This is a genomic window from Roseivivax sp. CAU 1761 (assembly GCF_054482755.1).
Window position 1 is genome coordinate 1 of record NZ_JBTLRM010000046.1, and the last position, 21,590, is coordinate 21,590.

Sequence of the window (21,590 nt, forward strand, 5' to 3'; positions counted from 1 at the left end):
CTTCCTGTTCCCGCAGGATCGCGATGATCTGCTCTTCGCTGAACTTCGATCTCTTCATCTTCCGGTCCTCTCGTTTGGGCCGGACTCTATCATCAGATGGAGGGAAAACCGGGGGTCACAGCACAAGTATGAATTCTTCCGGTTCCCCGGAACGACTTTGACCCACGCTTGGCAAAAATCGAGCTGTGCTAAAACACTTCTTGATCGACATCCTCTACTCCATCCTCGAGGACGGCGGCGATCTGAGAGGTTTTCTTAGCCACTTGGCTGCTTCGTTCGAGGCGTTGGGCGCGCGCCAGGGGCTACAGGAAAATACTCCTCACGCTCTATCCTCACACTCGTCGCGGATGGTGACCTGAGACCCGACTTCCCTCCGGCCATACGGAGAGTCCGCCGGTTGATGTCTGGCGCTACGCGGCAGGTATTGGTGGGCATGTACCGTGTCTCCTTGTCGCTGCCTGCCGCGGCCGGCGGGTTGGTCTCATGCGCCGGGCGCTGAACAGTTAAAGGAAAGGGATCCCCCGTTTCAGTAATTTCCAAAATTTCCGGCATGCGAGCGCTGTGAGGGGGACGTGCCGTAGACATCACTCGCTACCACTGAGTGGAATTCCTCGGATCTGGCTGCCGGCCGACATTGTCAGTGCCGCGAACGTCCGCGGGCAAAAAAAAGGCAGCGCAGCCTGAGCCACGCTGCCTTCTGAGTTTCCGGTCAGGTTGTCAGTCGTACTGCTTTTCGAGCCGATCCGTCAGCCGTTCGCCCTCAGCGATCTGGGCGTGTGCGCGAACGAGGACGTCCCGGGTCTGCGGCTCGAAAGTGCCCTTGTCGAGCGCTTCGCGGAACTTCTTCTCGATGTAGTCCTCGCCTTCCTCCACTCGCTCGGCGGCCTCTTCGTCGCCTTTCGAGAAGGCATCGGTGATCGCCGTCCAGGCCCGGTGCGCGGCGCCCATGGTGCTGCCGTTGGTGCGCGGGCTGCCGCCGAGGCGCGTGATCTCGGCATTCAGCTCTTCCACGAGCTTGCGGCGCTTCGTCGCCTGCTCTCGCAGCACATTCGCCAGGGCCGGCGTCTTTGCGAGATCGGCGGCGGTTTCGTAACCTTTTGCACTGTCGATTGCGGTGTCGGTAAGCGTCTCGAGAACTGTGAGTTCGTTGGCCATGCTACATTCTCCGTTTCGTGTTGAATGTTCTCCCGGTGAACACGATGGTGCGGAGGCAAGTTCCTTTCGCCGCGGCCCGGATCGTGCCGCGCTTCGAGGTCGTCTTCAGGTGCATGCGGATCGCCGCGACGGCATCGGTCCGTAGGGAGGACGTGATATCTTAGAAACCAAATGCCATTTGTTCGTCACCCGGTAACGCGGCTGCGTTCGCATCATGCGCTGCCATCACTTCCAGGAAGGTCTCAGGCGACCTCATCGCTTCGTCGAGCAGTGAGCGATGCTGCAGGCTGACGAACAGCGCCGCCGCATGCGACCGGCAGTTCACCCCGGTCTTCGGGTTAAAGGCAATGTCGGTGAAGCCATCGTAGTTGAGAAGCGCGCTTGCTCCTTCAAAGTCTTCGAGCAACGCAGTCAGGTACAAATACGAGAAGAAGGCCGTCTTCGGCTCCGCAGGCCACGTCCGCCCGCTGAGGTGGTAGCTGACCAGCGGACCGGAGTCCTTTAGACGACCATCCCTCTTGGCGTCCCACGAGCTTCCTTTAAGCAGATCCGTGAACGGACCTCCCTCTTAGAAGATCTTCGCCCCCTGGTACGCGCACTCGACGGTCGTCACCTGAGCCGTGCCTGGGAGTGTGACCCTGAGGTTGAATGCCGAGAGACTACGACCGAGTGGGTTTTCAGACTTCGTCGAGATCTCGAGGATGCTGTTCAGTTTGACCTGCTCCCGGGCGGCGTTGTGGAGCGCGCGGATGCATGCGCGCTGGGCCTCGAGCTCACGCCCCGGCGTCCAGGGGAACTCGATGTCGTGTCTCGTGACCACCTCGTCGCCGGCCAGGGATGGTTTGAAGACGGGACGCAGGGCCATCAGGATGATCCTCAAATTAAGGGCGCGGCGCCCAGGTCAATGTGGACGCCGCGCGCAGCTGTGGTCGTTACCTTGGACCCTCAGAACATCGCCATCTGGATGCCCGAAGGCGTGACCTCTTCGCCGAAGATGATCTCCTCCGGGGTCATGTCCTCGTCCGCGTCCGGCTCGACCTCGAGGACCACTTCCTCGAGGTCGAGGGGCAGGTCACCGACGCCCGTGACCGCGAGGAACTCCTGGCGCGTCTCGAACACGTGGAACGGCTTCAGCGAGCCGTCGACGTTCATTGCCGGCTCGATCTGTCCGAGTTGGAAAGCAGTCGTGAACGCGTCGCGCAGGGACGTGCCCTCGAAGACCACGGTATGGGCCACCTCTTCGCCCTCCTCGAGCTCGGCCCGCGTCACGCGCCAGATGTTGTCGCCCGCGCGGACCGGGTCGGAACTGGCGGCCGCCTCTTCGCCGGACCAGACGACGTTCGTGATCGACTGGCGGTGCCCGTCCACGGTCTTGCGGAACTCCATCTCGCCGCTCGGGTGCTGCACCAGGCTGAAGCCCTGCCGGACAGCTGCCTCGAAGACGGCCTCGGGGCAGCTTGTCGAGAGAGCGCGGTCGGTGCCGGTGATCTTCATGTGCTCGCGCTCGAGAATGAACTCGTCCGCCGCGTCTTTCATCCAGGAGCCGACCTTCCCGGCGCACACCATACGGGGGCACCGCCATCCGCGGGCAGGAACACCAGCGCCGACGAGGTCATGAGGTTGCCCTGCTCTTCGCTGCCGAGCTCCATGGCGACGAGACGGAGCTCGCCGTGATCGTCGGCCGCGATTTTGCGGTGGCGCAGGAACTTCGCGCTGTCCTGAACGCTCTCCGCGGTGAGGTCTTCAATGTTCATTTTCAGAATGTCTCCTTGAAATCTTGGTCGGAAAATTGCCGTCCGGCGGAATTCTTCAAATTCAGAGTCCTGGGCCGCTTGGCGTTTCGGCGGACGCGACAACGTAGGGACGGACACTCAGGGCCCCGCTTCGGGCGTTCATCTCGATCATCACGTCGTCTCCCTCGGCCGAGGCGATGGTTGCGAGGCACTCCTCAACATGGCCCGCGGTGCAGAGGTCTGAAGAAATCATGAAGACGCGTAGCTCGGTGTCGATCTGCGCGGCCAGGCCGGCGGGCTCGACCCCCGCTTGTAGGGATGCCTCGCTGATCAGCGTCCGCAGCGCCCAGGGAGATGGAAGCATCTCGTCCCCGGGTTCGGGGAACCCCTCGATGTGATAGTGATCTCCGTGAGCGTGGATGCCCCACCGCGAGAGCGCTTCCCTCACGGCCGGGCTCTGGACGCCGTTCTCCTCGAACCAGCTCACGGCCATCTCGGAGAGCGTGAGCCGGAGGTCCTGGGTCTCCCCGGCCTCCGCGGCAGGTGCCGTGGCACCCGGGGGCTCTGAAATCCCCCTGCGCGAGAGCTCCTCATCCGCCTTGCGGGCCAGATCGCCAAACCCCGTGGCAGAGGCGACCTCGAGGATCGCCTCATCGACGCCGACTTGCTGGAAACGATCAGACATCCGGTGCTCCACTGCCCCGTAGGCTGCCGCGCCGCCGACGACCACGGCAAAAACCGACGCCTTGCCCAGCGCCCGCCCGACCCGCTGCATCGGGGACCTCTCGTCTCCCGCGCCGGGGATCGAGAAAGCCAGGCTCCTGGCATCGAAAAAGCGGGTAAGCCGCTCTGCGCGAAGAAACTCTGAAATCGGCATCCGAAACCCTCCTGGGTGTCAGATGCGTATCCTGCTGCAAAGCGGATGAAGCCGCCCTTTACGAGACGCCGCAGATGACCTGCTCGGCCGCCTCGAGGGGCGTCACATGTGCCGGGATGCAGGGGGTCGCGTTCATGAACGCATCCAGCCGCTTGCTCACTGCGCAGGCACCGGTAACCTCGCCGCCAAGGTGGGCGCGAACCTCGCGGGCAACAGCGAACTTGAAGGATTGCGTGTCGGGCATCTGTGTTCTCTCCTTTTACAAGACCAATGAACCCGACGATCAAAGAACAGTCAACAGCAAATCTTTGCCTGACGACGACTTTTCTATTCAAATTCGTGGACAGTGCGGCTGCCAGAAGGAAATTAATCCTTGAAGCATGGTCTTTCCTTGTCTATCCAGCCGCCAGCGTTCTGTGCAATTGCGATGAACTGAAGTCGCGGCGTGCAGGATTGCACACATGCCGGCATCCGGCCGGTGACCTTCGGGTAGACACCAAAAAGGATAATATGGCACATTCCAAGCTCTTCTCTCTCGACGTCGGGGCCTTCTTCAAATCCCCCTTCGGTGAGGCCGCCCCGGCGGCTCGCGGCCACAAGATGCCGACCGAGGAGGTCGAGGCATTCCTGAAAAACTTCATGAACTTCGACATCCAGGCCGCAGCCTCCGAGGCGTCCGATGCCGGCGCCTACGAGTCCATTCGTGACCTGGACGACGAGTTCGCAGCTCCCGAGGCATTGGTTTCCGAGCTGCAGGCTGTCGGTTCGAGCACATACGAGGAGACCACCCCGGTCGAGGTCCTCTCCACCGACAGCATCGCCCAATCGTCCGGGACGATCTCTGCGCAAGACGTAGCCCCCGCGATGTCGTTCGTCACGGACAGCGACTTCAACGACCCGACGATCCGGGTGGGCCCCGACATGACTGCAGACCAGCTGCAATCGCTGATCGACACCGCGGAAAGTGGCACGGTCATCGAGCTGGCCGCCGGCATTTACAACTTCGACGAGACAATCGAGATCGGGAGCGATGGCGTCACCCTCATCGGCGCGGGCAGCGGGCAGACGATCCTGAATGTCGCTGGCCTTGAAGCCGAGGCGGTGACCATCGGCACAGGCTGGGAAGAAGGCGCGTGGTCCCTCGAGGCCGGCGCCGCCAAAGGCGACAAAGTGGTGACGCTGTCGAGCGCTGACCACAGCTTCGAGGCCGGTGACTTCCTCTACATCGAGCGCGAGAGCACCGAGGCATTCTACGACGAGATCGGCGACACGGAATGGCGGAACACGGATGTTCCCCTGCGGAAGACCATCGTCGAGGTCGAATCCGTGGACGGGGCAGAGATCACCCTGAAATCCGGGCTTCACTTCGACTTCGACACCGTCGAAAGCACGGTCTCTGAAATCCACCTTGCCAAAGACATCAAGGTCGGGGGCTTCAGCGTCGACTACGGCCTCGACCAGGCCGATGAATCCGACTTCTCGAACACGATGCGGGCCTACGACAGGACCGCGGTCATCGGTGTCGACGGAACCGACAATCTCGAGCTCTTTGACATCCAGGCGCATGACCTCCCCTCAATCGGCCTGAACGTCCGCAGCTCGCGCGAGATGTTTGCCGACGACCTCGAGTTCACCGGTGCACACAACAAGGGCTCGGGCGGCAACGGCTATGCGTTCCAGATCCGGGAGACCTTCGACAGCGAGTTCGTCAACCTGAGCGACCAGAACATGCGGCACTCCGTCGTGTTCGCATCCTGGGACTCCGCCGTCGGCAACGAGGTCCACGTCGAGCAGACCGACCGGGACATCAACTTCCACGGCGGTCGGGATGGCGACAACACGGTGCGGGTCGACAAATCGCTGCGTGACGCGGCATCCGACGTCATGACGCCGTCGCTCTTCATCAACACCGATGGCGAGCACTACGGCAGCGCGACCGACGCCTCGATCAATGCCGTGAAGTTCGGCCACATGGTGGGCTCCCGGCTCGGCGACCACATCAAGGGCTACGACAACGGCGCCTGGCTCGAAGGTCAGTACGGCTCCGATACCCTGGAAGGCGGGGCCGGCAACGACGTCCTCATCGGGGGCGGGATGCGCGACATCCTCGATGGGCATGGCGGCGTGGACATCGCGATCTGGGACGCCCAGCGCGCCGACGTCGAAATCACAGTGACCGATGAGGGCCTGATCGTCGACAACCGCGCCGATCCGGGCTCCGCGGATACCGTCTCGAACGTCGAGTGGCTGCTCTTCCAGGACACCGCCATCCGCGTGGAGACGATGGAGGAGGTCGACCGCAAGGTGCTGGACGGCATCTTCACCGGCACCGGTGAATGGGAGCACGAAAGCCGGACGTACTCGAACTCCGGGAACGCCGCGCTCGACCCCCTGAACCCGGGCTTCGATGCCTCCTTGGCGGAGAGAGATTCTGAAAACGGCGTGATCCCCGATACCGAGGCGCCCGGCGTGCCGCACCTGATCGGGACGGACGGCAAGGACACCTTTGACGTCGACGTCGAGGGCACCATTGTCGAGGGCCTGGGCGACTGGGACGTGGTGAACTCGTCGGTGGACTTCACCATGTCGGACGACATCGAAAAGCTCGTCCTCGGGGACGGCGACATCAACGGCACGGGCAGCAGGTCGGATGACCTCATCCAGGCCAGCGACGGGGACAACGTTTTGACCGGGAACGGTGGGGACGACCGTATCTTCGCGCGCCTGGGCAACGACACCCTGAACGGCGGGGATGGCAACGATCAGCTCAACGCGTCCGGTGGGAATGACATCCTCATCGGTGGCGCGGGCCAGGACACCCTCGAGGGTAACGATGGCGCGGACATCTTCGTGTTCGGTGAAGCGTCCCACAGCGCGGTGGGCGCGGCCGACGTCATTCTGGACTTCGAACGGGGCGTCGATCTGATCGATCTCTCGGGCATCGATGCCGACACGACGCAGGACGGCCATCAGCGCTTCAAGGGCATCAACGATGCCGACGCCGGGCTCTGGCTCTCAAAGGGCGACGTCTACGGGGACGTGGATCGCGACGGGAACGCTGACTTCAGGATCGATCTCGTCAACGCGAACATCACCGAGCAGGACTTCGTGTTCTGATTTCGGGCCCGTGAGCTGATCATGGGCCCGGGTTCATGCTTACGCATCCACGGCAAAAGCGAGCCTGAAATGCAGGCCTCGAGACGTCCAGTCTCGCTCTACGCGGGCATTTATCTGCATTGCAGATGCGTCCATGAGACGGGAGCCGAAGTTTCGCACTCCTGAGGGTTCTTTCATCTTCGTCGAACCGTGCTCCTTCCAGGAAAGCATGACTTCGCTGTGGTCGCCGGCGCCCGATACTTCCCACTCAACATCCACGACACCGTCTGGGTGTGACCAGGCGCCATACTTTACGCAATTCGTTGCCAGTTCATGCAAAATCAAGCCAAGCGGAGTAATGGCTCTTTCCGGAATAGAGACATCCGGCCCTGATGTTCGGATTGATCCATTCAAACTTTCATAGGGTTGACTGATCGCTTTCACGATCTCTGCGAGGATGTTTGATCTCTCCCGGTCGTGGTTCATGCTGATCCCGTGGGCAATCGACAGCGCGGCTACGCGCTCCTGAAGCTTGCGGGCGAGAAGGCCCGCGTCACTCTCTCCTCTCGAAGAAGTAGAAATCAATGACTGAACTACTGCAAAGAGGTTGTTCACCCGATGGCGGAGTTCTTGGTTGATGAGCTTGAGACGGCTTTCAAACTCACGTTGTTCAGTCACGTCCGCGATTACGCCGGAAAGTCGAATGCCATTGTCATCCTCGAGAATGCTGGCCATCGCATGCGCAAACTTACGGCTTCCATCGCTCCTGCGTAGCTTCAAAATCCCGTCGACCCTCGAGCGTGTAGAGATCGCGGTTGCGATTACATCTTGAGCGGCTTTCGCATTCTCCGAGTTCATTTTCTGAAGGATGTCCGCATCCCTCCAAGGGCCCTCCCCCGTGAGATCCAGTATGTTCAGAGCACGTTCATCGAGTTCAATGCGACGCGTTTCAACGTCGAGCTCGAACATGCCAAGCTGCGCGAGATCGACAGCCGCCTGGAGGCGCTGTCGCCCCCGCTCCAAGACACGCTCGTTGCGCAAACGTTCAGTCGCGTCGACGAACATGATGCAGAAGCGATCTTCTCCAAGAGGAAATGCGTGCCCTTCATACCAACGATCCAAGGATGCAACACGGTCGACAAACGTGACCGTTTTTTCAAGGCGGACTGCGTCGTGCATCCGCGAGATCCAAGCTTCCTCGACACCTGGAAAAACTTCACGGATCGTCCGACCAATGGTGTCGCTTGGGAGGCGGTTCACAAGGCGGCCGAACGCAGCATTCACCTCAAGATACACCCAGTCGATGACCTTTCCCGCGTCATCGCGTACGAGCTGCCCGAGAATGAAACCCTCGTGGAGCTCCTCGAACAGGCCCTGCCAATGCTCCTCGCGACGAGCGAGCCCGGTTTCAGCTGCCAATCGCTCGCGTTCACTCGTGACCTTACCCGTGGTTTCGACGACGATTGCGAGCACACCTGATGGTTTCCCCATGTCGTCCACGACAGGCGAGTAGTCGAGGTCAAAGTACGCTGGCTGCGCCTTACCGTGCCGGACGAGAACGAGCTCCTGATCCTTGAATGAACGCGTCTCCCCGCGGAGGACCGACTCCAGGATGTCCTGGTTGAAATCGGCGACTTCGGGCCAGGCGTCCCGGACGGGAAGACCGAGTATAGCCGGATGACGGTCGCCGATAATCTGGCTGTAAGCGGTATTGTAGAGAAGAATGCCCTCGCTGCCCCACAGAAGCGCCATAGGAACCGGACAGCGAAGAGCTGTCGATAATGCGCATCTCAGATTGGACGGCCAATCGGCAACCGCACCGAGGGAAGTTGATGCCCAGTCGCGTTCGGCAAACGTTTCCAGGACCCAGTCGCCGTCAAGACCAGCAAAAACCGCGCTGCCTGGTTCTTGCCCGCGTGTGTCGGCATCCTCGATGAGGTCGGACGCCGCATAGGGGTTAGTCATGAAAGGTCTCCCGGTCGATCAGCCCAAGCCTTCTTTCATGATTCCCGGACATACGAAATCTGTCGTCGCGCGAAACTGAGCAGCACAGAAACTTTGCGTAGGGTGGCGGAGCTCTTATGCTGTGAATTGCTGGTCCGCCGCCCTACGCCAGTCAGTGGACGTCGAAGACCACCTGCTCCGCAGCTTCCGAGGGGGTCAGGTATGCCGGCGCCCAGGGAGCCTCGTGCACGAAGGCCTCCAGCTTCTCTCTCACGGCGCGCTCAGCTTCAGGACTGAGCGGTCCGAAGTGGTCTTTCACTTCCCGCGTGACGGTTTCCTTGAACTCGTTGGGGTCGGTCATCGTCAACTTCCTCTCCGCTGGATGGACGCCGCTCGATATTCGCCTCGTGGTTCTTGTGGACTCCGTTTTGGGAGCCGTTCTCGATCATCTTTCGCAGTCTACGAGACCGGAACAGCCCGCTGAACTGCGACGTAAGTGTCGTTTCGGGCTGGAAGCGCGAGGCCTCGCCCTGACGGTGATCCTTGACCGTGAAGCGCTTCCAGCCGCCGACCAGTTCCTTTGCCTGGTTCGCCGCCGCCACCGCCGTAATTGTCATCGAATGCGCTTTCGGGGCCTCGAAGTTCGTGCCGAGAACCTCGGTGGCACGGTCGGCCAGCTCCGCGAAGCTCCCCACATCGCGCACCTGCCCGGGTTCGAGAGGTCCCTGCAGCGTGCGATCAAGCATGTTCTGGACGTCCTCGATGCCATGCTCAACGAGATCCGTGACATGTGCCCGAGCCGTGCCCTCATCCGTTTCGATGTCTACGATCACGGAGAGCAGGTAGATCGGGTTGGACCCCATGTTCGTAATCAGGCACCTCGCCCGGCTGTCTACAGCCGCCGCACTGCTGATGTGGATCACCGACCGGTTCTGCCGATGGAAGCTGACCAGGAAGAGGTTCAGGTAGGCCACCCACACAAGCATCATCGCCAGGTTGGCGACCAAATTCAGAACCTCATGATGCTCATGCATCCACTCAAACACTGGTCACCCCACAACACTGTCTCGGAACGCAACGTCACAGGTCCGTGAGCTGTTCCAGGGCGATCTGTGTCAACCGCATTCAGCAACTGGTCATCTCCGCTGCATTGCCGTCTTGCAACTGGCAGAACGACCGGCCTCTATGAGCAGAATCAAGGAGGAGATTTCCCACAATGCTTCGAAAACACGGCCCCCTGATTTCTGCCTTCGCTGCAGCCGTTTCGCTGGCCCCATCGGTTGTGGCGGCCCAGTCTGGAGATCGGGATTGCTCGGACTTCCGGACCTGGGAGGAGGCACAGGCGTTCTTCGAGGCGGCCGGCCCGGGTGATCCGCATCGTCTGGACAGGGACAACGATGGCATCGCTTGCGAGTCCCTCCGAAGAGGTTGACCGCAAAACTCCTTCAAAAAAGGCGCCCGGTCCCTCGACCGGACGCCCTGCTTAACAAAATACCTGGTCCTCGCTAGAAGGACCGCATGATCGAAATGGCCGTTTCAAACATCAACGCTTCCGCGCCAAGACGCATCCAGAATGAGGAGCCGTCGAACCTCCGGGCAAGAATGCCACACGTCTTAGCAAGTTCGTCAGCGAAGCCTAGCCAGCTTACCCGCTCGGAAAGCGCCCCAGAGGAAAATTTTGTTTCAGCGGTCACGTTCCTCATAAATGCAGGGTGATGAACGATTATTTTCTGAGTTGGCGCCGACCCTGCTCGCTCTGAGTGAAACTATTTTCACCGCGGGGCGCAACGGCACCTCCAACTGAGTCGCCAACTGGAAGTTGCAGCTACACCTCGCGTTGAATTCAAAGGAATCCCTTACGTAACCTAAACGGGTCAGATGACCTTGGCATACAGGACCGGAGCGAGAGGCGTCAGCGCGCTTTCCGATGCTGAAGCTGACGAAGCCGACACCCCGCTGCGGGTTCTCTCGTGCTTCAATCAACCGATCACGCAGATCAGTTCGTGCGCCTCGTCCCTCCGCGGCGGCTCGAGCTTGGCCAGCATCCGCTCGAACGGCTTCTCCGGCACCTGGTCAGGGCGCCCGCGGTTCTGGGATCGGACGACATCCAGCGACGGCTCGATGTACACGATGCTGGTGTGGGCGCCGTAGTCGCGGAAGAGCTCCAACAGTTCGCTCCGCTTCTGGCGGGTCACATTCGTCGCGTTCCAGACGAAATCCTCCCCCGCCCGCAGGTACTGGCGTGCACGCTCCTTCCCCGCCTGCACGACGGGGCCCTGGTTGTCGTCGGGTGAGACGCCCATCTCGATGCGCAGGTCATCGAGGCTCACGACCCCGGCGTGCGCGGCATTCTGAGCGATCCAGGTATCCTTCCCAGCACCAGGCAGCCCGCACATCAGGGTGGCGCTACTACGGTACTCCTCGTGGGCAACGTAATCGACGTACCGGTCCGGCCTCACCAAGTATTCCACCCGGCTGGCGTCATTCTGAAAATGGCGCGCCTTCCCAAGGCACCCGGCGTCCGCGAACTGCATTTCCGCCAGGGCCACATTCGCGAGCACGTTTTCAGAGTCCTGGCAGACCCGCCCGAGGATGTCGTGCCGTGCATAAAGGCAGAGATCTGCGGTGTTGCAGGCATAGGAGATCGACACCGCCTTGCGGACCGGGTCGTCACGCTCGAGCAGCCAGAACGGCGCCTGGTGGTACTCGATCAGCCCGCAGACCTCTTCCCGCCATGCGAACGGAGCGCCCACGTTCATGAAGAAGCGCCGGGCGTCCTGCATGCCGGCTTTCAAGTGCCCCTTCGAAGTGATGCGCCCGTCGTCTTCGCGCTTCGTGGTCGCCGGCTTGCCGGCATCGTGGAGGACGGCCGCCCAGAAGGTCGAGGCCCGGCGCTCTTCGGGAAGCCGGCGCCAGGCTTCGTCGGCAACGAGGCTTTCGACGACCATCTTGGTGTGCGTGAGCACGTCCCCTTCCGCGTGGTGGATCGGATCCTGCGGCGTCGCGCGCATGGCCTCGAACTCGGCAGGCAGCAGGCCTTCAATGCCGTCCCAGTCGACAAGGAAACCGTTCACCTCGGCAGGAACGAGAGCGCGAATGGTCGAGTATGTGGGGGCGAGCATTTCTTAAATCCTTTCAAGGAAACCTTACCGCCGCCCGCTCACTATGTCGACACAAGAAGAGATCAAAAAAGAACTGAACTTGCGAATTTTGATTATGACGGGAGACTGCGCATGACGCACCACTACGGACCCTTTCGGCAATGGCGCCCCGCCACCTCCGCTTTGGATCGAACGGTGATGGCAGTAGCCAGGGCGGTCGATTGCCCTTGTATGCAAGGCCGGAAGAGCCATTCACGGGCATCAGAATCCTTGACACCGACAAAAGTATCTATTTCCCTGAGTGAAACTTAGTTCACCGGAGGAAACGAAACGGCCGTCGTTAGGAGGAAACAGGGCGACGGCACAAAGGGAGAGAAAGGGAGGAGAACTTGTCAGACTTGAATACCCGAATCTCGTCTATGCATAGACGGGATACAATAGTTGCGTCCGCGTTCGTGGTTGGGCTGTGGCTCGCAATCGGCTTTGTCGCAGTAGCAACCTGGCCATTGGCGCCGAGTGCGACGGCACGGACCGTCCTTCTGATCGGCGGCGTGATGGTCCTGATCCTCAACACGGCAGCAATTCTCGCGATGCTGAAGCATTACCGGGAAGACCGTGACTTCATGTACGGTCTGGACCTCAAATTTCTGGATGAAGCCCGCGCGGCCAAAACCCGCTGAAGGGGGTATCGAAAATGGCAAGATACAGACCGCCCGTGCAGAGCAAGCTCGGGCAGATTTTCGACGTGATCACTCTGCTGGTGTTGGCGATTGGCGCCCTGTACGTTCCTCTGCTGCTCAACCTCGCGGGCAGTTCCCAAACCTCGAACGTCCCTGAAAACCCGACCTGGGAGGGGCTGGGCCAAAACGAGGTCATGGTCCAGAAATGGAACGAGCTCGGCTACGAAACTGCGGCGGATGCTGCAGAACTGATTACTGCGCGCTTCGACTACTCGTTCTCAATCGCAAGCCTGCTGGTGATGATCGTCGTCGTCGTGGGCTACTACTTCATCATGCTTCGCTTCTCGGAGAAAGAGTACCGGGACGTGATCAATGAAAAATTCGACGGACGGTAAGGGGCAACGACATGAACCTTTGGGTGCTTATGGAGTATGCCGCTTGGGCGGCGTCAGCAGGTTTCGCTGCGTTCATTATCCTGGACTGGATCAAGACCGACAGCACGTACTCCGACGATGTTCTCATGTCTTCCCGGGAAGGGGAACTTGAGTCGATGACCGAAGAACACGAGCTCTGAGGACACTGGGATGGCAGACATAGACATCACTTCCGCCAGGGCTGACGGAATGGCCGCGGGCGGAACCAAGGTTGGCCTGGCCCGCGTCCTGGGCCCCGCCCACGTCTGGGCACTCGGCGTCGGGATCGTTCTCGTCGGCGAGTACATGGGATGGAACTTCGCAGTCGGAAAAGGAGGCGCCTACGCCGCACTTATAGCCTGCTGGTTTGCAGGGTTGCTGTACTCATGCGTGGCAATGATCGACAGCGAAGTGACCTCAACGGTGGCTGCTGCCGGTGGTCAGTACACTCAGGCAAAGCACATCATCGGCCCCCTGATGGCGTTCAACGTGGGGCTCTACCTCGTGTTTGCGTACACGATGCTCGAGGCCGCGAACGCAATCACGTTCGGCTTCCTCATCGACACAGTTGCCGGAATGACAGGGTACGAAGGCCTGGACCAGAGACCTTTCATCATCCTGACGATCATGTTCCTCGCCTGGCTGAATTACCGGGGCGTACTCGCCACGCTGACGTTCAGCCTGGTGATCACGGCGATTGCGTTCACCTCGATCCTCATCCTATTCTTGGCCACGTCGCCGCTTCTCGGCGACTCGCCTCTCCGGCATGCTGACTTGATGACCGACCTGCCCTACGGGTGGCTCGGTGTGCTGGCGGCCATGCATTTCGGGTTGTGGTTCTACCTGGGCATCGAGGGCACGTGTCAGGCCGCTGAAGAGGTCCGATCCCCTGCCCGCGCCCTGCCTTTCGGAACCCTTGCCGGAATCATGACGCTGCTGATCGCCGCGACACTGACGTGGTACGTATGCGTCGGCCTGATGCCGTGGGAATATCTCGGGCAATCCGGCGTTCCGCTCTTCGACGCTGCGCGCATGTCGGGCTCTGTCACGTTGATGGTTCTGCTGGGTATCGGTACGATGTTCGCAACACTGGCCTCTGCAAACGGGTGCATCAATGATGCGTCACGTGCTTGGTTCGCGATGGGCCGGGATCACTACCTCCCGCAATGGTTCGGGGCAGTGCACCCGAAGTACAAGACTCCGTACCGCTCGATCATCTTCCTCGTGCCAATCGCTCTGATTTTCGCTCTCGGCGCACCTCTCGATCAGGTCATCACGTTCTCGATCCTCTCGGGACTGCTCGAGTACACGTTCATGCCCATCAACGTCATCCTGTTCCGGCGCAAGTGGCCGCTCGAGAGCATCAAGAGGGGTTACGAGCATCCGTTCCACCCCCTGCCGGCCATCATCCTGCTGTGCCTTTGCGGCGTGACCTATTTCGCCGTGTTCCTCGGCTACGGCACCCAGCTGGTGGCGATGATTGCCTTCTACATCGTGGTCTCCCTCTGGTTCCACTTCTGGAGATACCGCTTTGTGCATCGGGCAGCGCAGTTCACGATGCCCTGGCCTCGCCCGCGCGGTTACTAAGCAACCCTCCAGCACCCGGCCGTCACCGGCCGGGTGCGTCAGCGGAGAACCCTCATGGACAGACTGCTTCTAGGCGCCATCGTGGTCGTACTCGGCCTTTCTTTGTTGTGGCTGAGTGCCGCGATCCTGAAGAGTTCGAGGGCTCGGAAAGCATACCGGGGTCAGTACCTCTCCGAATGCAGCGAGCTCTTCGAAAAGGTTGTCGTCCGTCAGACGCCGACCGAGTTTCCCCGCCTTTCCGGTTACTACAACAATCACCTCTTCGACATCCAGGTCGTCCAGGACTCGCTCACATTCAGAAAGCTTCCAGCCCTGTGGGTTCTCGTTACCTTGCCCGAGCCCATACGCGTTAAAGCGACCTTCGACATGGTCGCGCGGCCGGTCGGGGTCGAGCCATTCTCCTGGTACAACGCCCTCCCGGAGCAGATCGAGCCGCCGGCTGGCTTCCCGCACGATTGCGGTATCAGAACCGACGATGTCGACAACATACCCTCGCAGGAGCTCCTCGAGCGGTATTTGCACTTATTCCAGGATCCTCGAACCAAGGAACTCCTCATTTCCCCGAGAGGGCTTCGATTGGTGATACTTGGCGACGAGGCTGATCGCGGGAAATACCTCATTTACCGGGAAGCCGAGATGGGACGCACGCCTTTGCCGGCCAGCCTGGTGGAACCCATTCTGCAAGAGCTACTGAAGCTGAAGTCCGACCTAGAGATTGCAAGCGCCACCAGACAGGAAGCGAGAACAGCATGAACACCGTGACCAAGTCGCCGCTAAATCCCTACTTGGTTCTCTCGGCGGCCATTGCTTTGCCTGGCACCGGGCAGGTGCTGAACCAGCAGCCCGTTCGCGGACTGATAATGCTCTTCTTCATGCTGCTTCTAGGCGGCTACACGCTTCAAACTGCAGCCCCCGATGTCTCCATTGTCGGAAAGCTCGCCGGGGGCATCTTTGTCTACGCCATGTCGATCCTTGATGCCTACAAACAGGGGCGCGTTCGCGCCGAAGTGTGGCGCTGTACTTGACGAAACGCCCCTCAGAGGAAGGTCCCGTACAAGCATAACAGCGCGAACAGCCCGTAGGCGGCGCCTTGAAACAGGATGACTACGAACTGCGACAGGCTCCTCGGTTTCTCCGTCTCGAAGCCGAACGGCGTGGGCGGCAGGAGTGGCGCACCGGACGAGAAGCGCCGCAGGTTCTCCGTGATGGTGCCCAGCGCGTAGCAGGCCAGGCAAATGGCCAGGCCGTAGAGCAGGACTGTGCTCTCGAGACTGCGTCCTCCCGCGGATGGCGACTCGATTGCCGCGGACCCGATGGCGAGGAGCGCGACGATCAGGCCTGCTGACGAGGCCCAAAAGAGCGGCTTCGGTGCGAAGCGGTACTGTGCAAACATTTTCATGGCGCGGAGAGTTTCCGACCGGAGTTTCGCCACGGTTTCGTTTAGAACGCGTCCTGTGATTGGCTCCACCCCAGCGTCACCGTTCGACCTCCATCACGATTGATCAGGACGCGGAAACGACGCCGCGTGCGGCCATCCAAAACCTGGTCAGGTGGATCCAAGAGACTTGCGGAAAACTGAATTCTTGGCTTCTGTGAGACACGGACTTGTTCCCTAACGGAGCACCGTACCAGGCGCATCCCAGCCAGCCGCCTGACTCATGCGCACCCCCCGGTGCGCGGCATGGCCGGTCAGCTTGACCCTGCGAACCGGCCATGCCCCCCATGCGGGCCGAGCGCTTCGAATTTCAGCACCAGGACGTCGCGAGCAGAGCGGCAAAATACGTGTTGAGCTCTGCATCCATACGGCGACCGTAGACGACCTTGGAGAGCCACCCTACCGACTGCGGACCACTCAATGGAGTCCGAGCTCTACCCCACAAGTTAGCGCATCCAAACGATTCGTAGACGGTCAATTCCACACGTTACGGTAGTACCCCCTACATTTGCCCCAGCAGAAATTGTTGCGTCTTATGGAACAAAGATTGCCAATCTGGCAGATAAGCCGCCTCCGCGGCATCGAATACAGGTTTCAGCTATGAATTTTGCGCAATCATGCCACGGGTTCGTCTGCTGTCTGACGAAATCAAAGGGGTCACCTCATGGAACTGCTGTTGCTGATGGTCTTGGGAGCGGGTGTGGCCTGCTTCGCGCTTGGCTCCGACGGTGGGGGCTCGTCCGACGGGTTTGACGGAGATGGAGAGGACCCGGACGGCGGCGAGGGCCCCGATGGAGGCGAAGGCCCCGACGGCGGTTCGAACGGAGGCGGCTCGATGATGGACTACATCTTCGGGACAGACTCCGCCGAAGAGATCGACGGCACCGAGGATGACGATTCCGTATTTGCCGGAGCAGGCCACGACACCGTGAACGGTGGCCTGGGCGATGACGTCCTCGACGGGGAGGATGGAGACGACCTGCTGTACGGGGACGAGGGTGACGACGAACTGTTCGGCGAGAGCGGTGACGACACCCTGAACGGCGGACTGGGCGCCGATCTCCTCGCCGGCGAGGACGGCGACGACGAGCTGAACGGTGGCATCGGCAACGACACCCTCGACGGCGGGGCCGGAGCAGACATCCTGGCCGGGGAAGACGGTGATGACGAGCTGTTCGGGGCTGAAGGTGATGACACCATGACCGGTGGGGCCGGAAACGACGTCGTGGCCGGCGAAGACGGCGATGACGACATCTCGGGCGGCGACGGCGATGACGAACTGTTCGGCGACGGTGGCAATGACATCATCCGCGGCGGCCAGGGCGGCGACGCCATCGTAGGCGGTGACGGCAACGACACCGTGCTGGGTGACGATGGCCCCGACTCCATTTTCGGCGGGGATGGCGATGACAGCCTCGAAGGTGGGCTGAGCTACGATTTCATTCGCGGTGAGGGCGGCGCAGACACGCTTGTCGGTGGTGTGGAAAACGACATGCTCGATGGCTACCACGACGGCATCAACGACGGGATGTTCCGCGATCAGGACATCATCGATCCCGACACCATTAGGGGCGGGGCCGGCACGGACAGCATCATCCTCGGGAGCGGTGACACGGCTGAAGGCGGCGGCGATCAGGACCTCTTCTACACCGGACAGTGGATCCAAAGCGGCGTGGCCCCGGTGGTCGAAGACTTTGACGGTGACGATTACCTCTTCATTGTTGTGCCCCCGGGCGAGGCTGGCAGCACTGAAATCGCCATTACTATTGATGATGATACCGGCAGCACAATTGTGCGGGCCAACGATCATGTCGTGGCCGTCCTACGCGCCGAAGTTCCCGTGACCGAGGATCGCGTTGCCGTCCTCGAGACAGACCGCTTTGCGTGAGCAGTGGGCAGAATCAGAATACAGGAGACCCTCATGAAAGTACGGCACACATTCATTGGATGTCTGATGGCGGCCGTGGTGGCCAGCCCTGCCCTGGCGCTTGATCCGCCGCCCGACAAGCCGAGCTATGACCGCCCCAGCATCGACCGGCCCGAGCGCCCGGACGAACCTAGCACGCCGCCAGAACCGCCGACCCGTACACCGCCGGAGCCTCCGGAGCGTGAGCGTCCCACCCCTCCGAAGCCGGTCTCCCAGGTGAGATCGACATGGGATGTAATCTGCGCTTGGGAGTCTGGGCCGATTTCCCAGAAGTACTCGCCTATGCAGCTCACCCCCAGGTTCGGGCCCCGGGTGGCGAAGGACCTCTATCCGTCTGGCGTCGAGCTGTGCAAAAAGCTGGACCCCCGGCGCACGGTCTCGATGCAGTGCATTCGGCGGAACGGCAAAGTCAACGTCGTCTCCTCGCTTGAGCTTTCCGGCAAGGAAGCCCGCGCGGCGCGCGACTGGTGTACCTTCGTTCTGGGCTGAAGTTCGCTTTTTAACGAGTTCGGCCGCCCGAGGGATCCCGGGCGGCCTTCATCTTCTTCGCGAGGACATCCTCAGGCACAGTAAGTGTGTCACACTAGGATCAGGTTGTCAGACAAAGCCGACCGGTCAGTGAAATCCACGAACGTAATCCTACCAGCTTCGAGTGAGAGGACAAGATCGCCCCCGACGACCGCCGCAAACCGATCCAGCAAGTTTGCCTCAGCAACAAGCGTGTTCCACAAACTTGAGTGAAGTATCAATCCATCGCCGTCTTCTGTTGGGCTCATGTCCAAAATCGCTGTGTCTCCCTCGCCATCGTGAAACACGAACAGATCAGCCCCTTCCCCACCATGCATGGTGTCACTTCCATTCCCCCCTCGCAGCGTATCATTTCCGGTACCGCCGAATAGTTCGTCATCCCCCTGACCACCTACAATCCTGTCGTCCCCATCGCCTCCACGCAAAAGGTCGCTCCCAGCCCCGCCGTGCAACTTATCGGTTCCGCCACCGCCGTTCAAAGTGTCATTCCCTGCACCACCGGACAGCGTATCTCCCTGCTCCCCACCGAAGATATTATCAGATCCGCCATTGCCGTAGAGCATATCCCCGCCGGTGCCCCCGAAGACCGTATCGTCACCGGAGCCGCCCCGCGCGACATCGTCTCCCGCGTCACCAAGAATCCGATCATTGCCGACTCCACCTACAAGTACATCATCACCATTCCCACCTTCGATGCTGTCGTCTCCATCTCCGCCGATTAGAAGGTCATTGCCCTCATCGCCATCCGACGGAGCGCCCCCGAAGATCGCATCCGATCCTGCACCGCCGTGAACAGTGTCATCACCCTCACTTCCTTTTAGAGTATCGTCACCGCCTCCTCCGAAAACACGGTCGTTTCCTTCTCCCCCAATTATTTCGTCGTTACCTTTGTCACCGTGGATCGTATCCTCCCCCTCGCCCCCGCCTACAGAATCGTTATCTGAGCCGCCGAAGAGAAGATCGTCGCCGACGCCTCCGGCAATCGCATCTTCGCCTGCACCGCCTCTAACAGTGTCATCGCCCATTCCACCGGAGATCCTGTCGACGCCCCGCTGCCCTGCGATGATATCACCTTCGCCCCCGCCAGAGATCAAGTCGTCGCCTGCACTCCCGAGAATGGTGTCACGGCCGCCCCCCCCCGGAAAGACTATCATTCCCTCGCCCGCCAACTATTCGATCATCTCCAGACAGTCATCGAACTACGGATGAATCACGACTGAATATCCCCTTGAACAACGACAATACATCATCGAAGTCTGTGCCGTCGCGGATATGAACTGTTTGATCGGAAAACAACAAACTCTCGACCTCGTTCAGCTCGTCTTGGTGGCCGAGAATATCAACGAGTATTCTGTCCGTGCCGATTTGAACTACTGAGTCTCGCAACGCATGCGCTGTGTAGTCAACTGCGTCTACTCCTCCTCCCCCAGATATCGTGTCCGCGCCCAACCCAGAAATCATCGTGTCGTTGCCGCTGCCGCCTCTGAGCTCATCGGCAGCCGAAAAGCTTACCAGGAGATCGTCGCCAGCTTCACCCAAGAGCCGTGACCAAGACGTCGCCTCGGGATTCCCAGAGACGGTGTCGTCCCCCTCGCCGCCAAGTAAGATATTCTGATTCCGACCTGCAGAAATACGGTCATCGCCCGACAGTCCCAATACGATGTGGTTTAGAGTACCGTCATCAGGAACCGGCAATTCATCGTTAGACGGGAAAACCATTTCATCCGCCCCCGCGCCACCGAAGCTCACAAGTGCCGCGACTCCAGAGAATAAAAATACCTCGACACCTGTAAGATGATCTCGTCCGTCAGGACCTTCAATAACACCGGACCACCCACCTGGAGCAGATGAGACGTCATTTATATGGTAGTCAGGTAATGACCCGGAGAACAATGCCGTATCCAGACTGCGGCCACCATTCAATCTGTCGTCACCTTCACCCCCACTCAGTGTGTCCGAGAGATCAGATCCAGTGATCGAGTCGTTTCCGCTTCCTCCGTACGCCTCCAGTTGCGCCGAGCCGGTATGTTGACGGGGCGGCTGGCCCCCCGGCCCTTCTGGCTCATTGACCACAATCGCCCGAAGGACGTCGTTTCCATCGCCGCCAAATAGCGTTGCGAGGCCTCCGGCGGATAAGAGGTCATCTCCAGCATCTCCAGAGAGAAAATCCCGCCCGGAAAAACCTATAACGGTATCGTCTCCATCACCCCCGAAGACGAAGTCGTTCCCGCCCATCCCGTTCAACCAATCATCGCCGGCGTCACCAGAAATCAAATCATCACCTGGGGACGCTACAAACACATTCTGATCGCCGAGAATCGTGTCATCTCCGTCACCTCCCCTTAAGGTATCGTCGTTGTCGCTACCTAGAATACGGTTGGATTCATCATCGCCGACCAAGAGGTCTCTCCCCACCGTCCCTTGGAGGATTCCGTTCTGATCGGGGCTTCGATCCTCGATTCCACCCGTAATTTCGAAAATTTCGGAGGAAAGTTCCTCAAAGTGGGAGGGCGTGGAGTAAAGGCCAAAGTTTGCAAGAATGACCTTCATGCCTTCTTGACGGAGGTGCGAGAGAATCACGGGCAGCGATGCCGGAGATGTACCGTCCAGGATCGCCCCGTTTATATCCCAAAACTCGTCGCTGAAGGAAATTCGATAGCGTGTTCCGCCGGTGGCAGATACGCCCACTTCCTGGATAGCTGCGTTCGTTATTGTTGGGTCCTTCAAGTATGGATTGCCATTAGCGTCATACTCAATCTCCATACCGGCGTTGAACGTCCCTCGATTTACGATTACACCAAGCAACTCCGAAGGGAGCGTTGAACCGCGGATGTCTGCGTCTAGCTGCTGGAATGCAATCGTGTACTCGAATTCATCTGTCCTGAAGTTGTCAGGTGCAATCCTGGTCGCTACGCCACTCTGAACGGCATGCGTCAGCTTGAAGTTGGTATGCTCATCGATTAAGAACCTCATCGCAGGCCCGATGCCACTCTGGAGTGCCCCCCATTTCACCGGACAGCCTGGCTGGAGTTGAGCGCTGATCTGAACTCGACGGGCGAGCGCATTGCCAGCGCGGAATGTGGATGGACGGTGTTGTAGTCGTTGAGCCAGGTG

General features: G+C 60.2%; 24 protein-coding genes and 2 pseudogenes. 11 read left to right on the forward strand and 15 right to left on the reverse strand.

The features are described from left to right. Nucleotides 1-200 precede the first annotated feature (200 nt). Nucleotides 201-359 carry a hypothetical protein gene (locus ACXYMW_RS18495; protein ID WP_459036811.1) on the forward strand — a complete coding sequence of 53 codons (159 nt, stop codon included), beginning with the start codon at nt 201-203 and terminating at the stop codon, nt 357-359. Nucleotides 360-717: 358 nt separating this feature from the next. On the opposite strand, the gene ACXYMW_RS18500 is transcribed toward ACXYMW_RS18495, so the two are convergent. From ACXYMW_RS18500 to ACXYMW_RS18525, 6 genes and pseudogenes are all read right to left on the reverse strand, one after another. Next, nucleotides 718-1,155, reverse strand: coding sequence for a ferritin-like domain-containing protein (locus ACXYMW_RS18500; protein WP_459036812.1), 438 nt, complete (start codon nt 1,153-1,155; stop codon nt 718-720). Between the two features lie 160 nt (nt 1,156-1,315). Continuing rightward, nucleotides 1,316-2,020, reverse strand: a pseudogene (locus ACXYMW_RS18505) (DarT1-associated NADAR antitoxin family protein). 80 nt (nt 2,021-2,100) lie between these two features. Beyond that, nucleotides 2,101-2,691 carry a hypothetical protein gene (locus tag ACXYMW_RS18510; RefSeq protein ID WP_459036813.1) on the reverse strand — a complete coding sequence of 197 codons (591 nt, stop codon included), beginning with the start codon at nt 2,689-2,691 and terminating at the stop codon, nt 2,101-2,103. After that, the gene (locus ACXYMW_RS18515; RefSeq protein WP_459036814.1) at nt 2,688-2,909 is read right to left on the reverse strand and encodes a hypothetical protein; all 222 of its coding nucleotides are present in this window, start codon (nt 2,907-2,909) and stop codon (nt 2,688-2,690) included. The genes ACXYMW_RS18510 and ACXYMW_RS18515 overlap by 4 nt, the downstream gene beginning before the upstream one ends. Before the next feature lie 61 nt (nt 2,910-2,970). Then, nucleotides 2,971-3,765: a hypothetical protein gene (locus ACXYMW_RS18520; protein WP_459036815.1), complete on the reverse strand. Its 795-nt coding sequence runs from the start codon at nt 3,763-3,765 to the stop codon at nt 2,971-2,973. Nucleotides 3,766-3,823: 58 nt separating this feature from the next. Continuing rightward, nucleotides 3,824-4,009 carry a hypothetical protein gene (locus tag ACXYMW_RS18525; protein ID WP_459036816.1) on the reverse strand — a complete coding sequence of 62 codons (186 nt, stop codon included), beginning with the start codon at nt 4,007-4,009 and terminating at the stop codon, nt 3,824-3,826. 266 nt (nt 4,010-4,275) lie between these two features. Between ACXYMW_RS18525 and ACXYMW_RS18530 the strand changes: the two genes are divergently transcribed. Then, nucleotides 4,276-6,882: a calcium-binding protein gene (locus tag ACXYMW_RS18530; protein ID WP_459036817.1), complete on the forward strand. Its 2,607-nt coding sequence runs from the start codon at nt 4,276-4,278 to the stop codon at nt 6,880-6,882. Nucleotides 6,883-6,921: 39 nt separating this feature from the next. Here the strand turns inward: ACXYMW_RS18530 and ACXYMW_RS18535 are convergent, their stop codons facing one another. Both ACXYMW_RS18535 and ACXYMW_RS18540 read right to left on the reverse strand, forming a co-directional pair. Next, a complete protein-coding gene (locus ACXYMW_RS18535; protein ID WP_459036818.1) occupies nt 6,922-8,826 on the reverse strand; it encodes a PAS domain-containing sensor histidine kinase in 1,905 nt (634 codons plus the stop codon). Between the two features lie 266 nt (nt 8,827-9,092). Further along, nucleotides 9,093-9,839 carry a hypothetical protein gene (locus tag ACXYMW_RS18540; RefSeq protein ID WP_459036819.1) on the reverse strand — a complete coding sequence of 249 codons (747 nt, stop codon included), beginning with the start codon at nt 9,837-9,839 and terminating at the stop codon, nt 9,093-9,095. A 182-nt stretch (nt 9,840-10,021) separates the two neighbouring features. Between ACXYMW_RS18540 and ACXYMW_RS18545 the strand changes: the two genes are divergently transcribed. After that, complete coding sequence (locus ACXYMW_RS18545) at nt 10,022-10,237, forward strand: excalibur calcium-binding domain-containing protein (RefSeq protein WP_459036820.1); 216 nt, start codon at nt 10,022-10,024, stop codon at nt 10,235-10,237. A 73-nt stretch (nt 10,238-10,310) separates the two neighbouring features. Here the strand turns inward: ACXYMW_RS18545 and ACXYMW_RS18550 are convergent, their stop codons facing one another. Together ACXYMW_RS18550 and ACXYMW_RS18555 are read right to left on the reverse strand one after the other, a co-directional pair. After that, nucleotides 10,311-10,499 carry a hypothetical protein gene (locus ACXYMW_RS18550; RefSeq protein WP_459036821.1) on the reverse strand — a complete coding sequence of 63 codons (189 nt, stop codon included), beginning with the start codon at nt 10,497-10,499 and terminating at the stop codon, nt 10,311-10,313. A 285-nt stretch (nt 10,500-10,784) separates the two neighbouring features. Continuing rightward, entirely contained in the window at nt 10,785-11,927 is a 1,143-nt protein-coding gene (locus ACXYMW_RS18555) for an AAA family ATPase (protein WP_459036822.1), read from the reverse strand. 434 nt (nt 11,928-12,361) lie between these two features. On the opposite strand from ACXYMW_RS18555, the gene ACXYMW_RS18560 reads away from it, so the two are divergent. From ACXYMW_RS18560 to ACXYMW_RS18585, 6 genes are read left to right on the forward strand one after another with little or no spacing between them, the layout of a single operon-like run. Next, nucleotides 12,362-12,586: a hypothetical protein gene (locus tag ACXYMW_RS18560; RefSeq protein ID WP_459036823.1), complete on the forward strand. Its 225-nt coding sequence runs from the start codon at nt 12,362-12,364 to the stop codon at nt 12,584-12,586. Between the two features lie 35 nt (nt 12,587-12,621). Beyond that, on the forward strand, nt 12,622-12,981 hold the full coding sequence (locus tag ACXYMW_RS18565) for a hypothetical protein (protein ID WP_459036824.1): 360 nt from the start codon (nt 12,622-12,624) through the stop codon (nt 12,979-12,981). A gap of 11 nt (nt 12,982-12,992) precedes the next feature. Beyond that, complete coding sequence (locus tag ACXYMW_RS18570) at nt 12,993-13,160, forward strand: hypothetical protein (RefSeq protein ID WP_459036825.1); 168 nt, start codon at nt 12,993-12,995, stop codon at nt 13,158-13,160. Between the two features lie 10 nt (nt 13,161-13,170). After that, a complete protein-coding gene (locus ACXYMW_RS18575; RefSeq protein WP_459036826.1) occupies nt 13,171-14,586 on the forward strand; it encodes an APC family permease in 1,416 nt (471 codons plus the stop codon). A gap of 54 nt (nt 14,587-14,640) precedes the next feature. Further along, nucleotides 14,641-15,339 carry a hypothetical protein gene (locus ACXYMW_RS18580; RefSeq protein WP_459036827.1) on the forward strand — a complete coding sequence of 233 codons (699 nt, stop codon included), beginning with the start codon at nt 14,641-14,643 and terminating at the stop codon, nt 15,337-15,339. Beyond that, a complete protein-coding gene (locus ACXYMW_RS18585) occupies nt 15,336-15,611 on the forward strand; it encodes a hypothetical protein (RefSeq protein WP_459036828.1) in 276 nt (91 codons plus the stop codon). Before ACXYMW_RS18580 ends, ACXYMW_RS18585 begins: the two co-directional genes overlap by 4 nt. Nucleotides 15,612-15,622: 11 nt before the next feature. On the opposite strand, the gene ACXYMW_RS18590 is transcribed toward ACXYMW_RS18585, so the two are convergent. Beyond that, nucleotides 15,623-15,985 (reverse strand): hypothetical protein, encoded by a 363-nt coding sequence (locus ACXYMW_RS18590; RefSeq protein ID WP_459036829.1) that lies wholly within the window; start codon nt 15,983-15,985, stop codon nt 15,623-15,625. 700 nt (nt 15,986-16,685) lie between these two features. Here ACXYMW_RS18590 and ACXYMW_RS18595 point away from each other — a divergent pair. Then, nucleotides 16,686-17,909 (forward strand): calcium-binding protein, encoded by a 1,224-nt coding sequence (locus ACXYMW_RS18595; RefSeq protein ID WP_459036830.1) that lies wholly within the window; start codon nt 16,686-16,688, stop codon nt 17,907-17,909. A gap of 321 nt (nt 17,910-18,230) precedes the next feature. Next, nucleotides 18,231-18,437: a hypothetical protein gene (locus ACXYMW_RS18600; protein WP_459036831.1), complete on the forward strand. Its 207-nt coding sequence runs from the start codon at nt 18,231-18,233 to the stop codon at nt 18,435-18,437. A gap of 89 nt (nt 18,438-18,526) precedes the next feature. Here ACXYMW_RS18600 and ACXYMW_RS18605 read toward each other — a convergent pair whose 3' ends face one another. The 4 genes and pseudogenes from ACXYMW_RS18605 to ACXYMW_RS18620 all read right to left on the reverse strand — a co-directional run bounded on the left by ACXYMW_RS18605 (nt 18,527) and on the right by ACXYMW_RS18620 (nt 21,449). Beyond that, on the reverse strand, nt 18,527-19,501 hold the full coding sequence (locus tag ACXYMW_RS18605; protein WP_459036833.1) for a calcium-binding protein: 975 nt from the start codon (nt 19,499-19,501) through the stop codon (nt 18,527-18,529). A gap of 9 nt (nt 19,502-19,510) precedes the next feature. Then, a pseudogene (locus ACXYMW_RS18610) lies at nt 19,511-19,630 on the reverse strand (calcium-binding protein); the annotation flags it as partial. Next, entirely contained in the window at nt 19,599-19,667 is a 69-nt protein-coding gene (locus ACXYMW_RS18615; RefSeq protein ID WP_459036834.1) for a hypothetical protein, read from the reverse strand. The pseudogene ACXYMW_RS18610 and the gene ACXYMW_RS18615, both read right to left, overlap by 32 nt. Next, nucleotides 19,668-21,449 (reverse strand): calcium-binding protein, encoded by a 1,782-nt coding sequence (locus tag ACXYMW_RS18620; protein WP_459036832.1) that lies wholly within the window; start codon nt 21,447-21,449, stop codon nt 19,668-19,670. Nucleotides 21,450-21,590 lie beyond the last annotated feature (141 nt).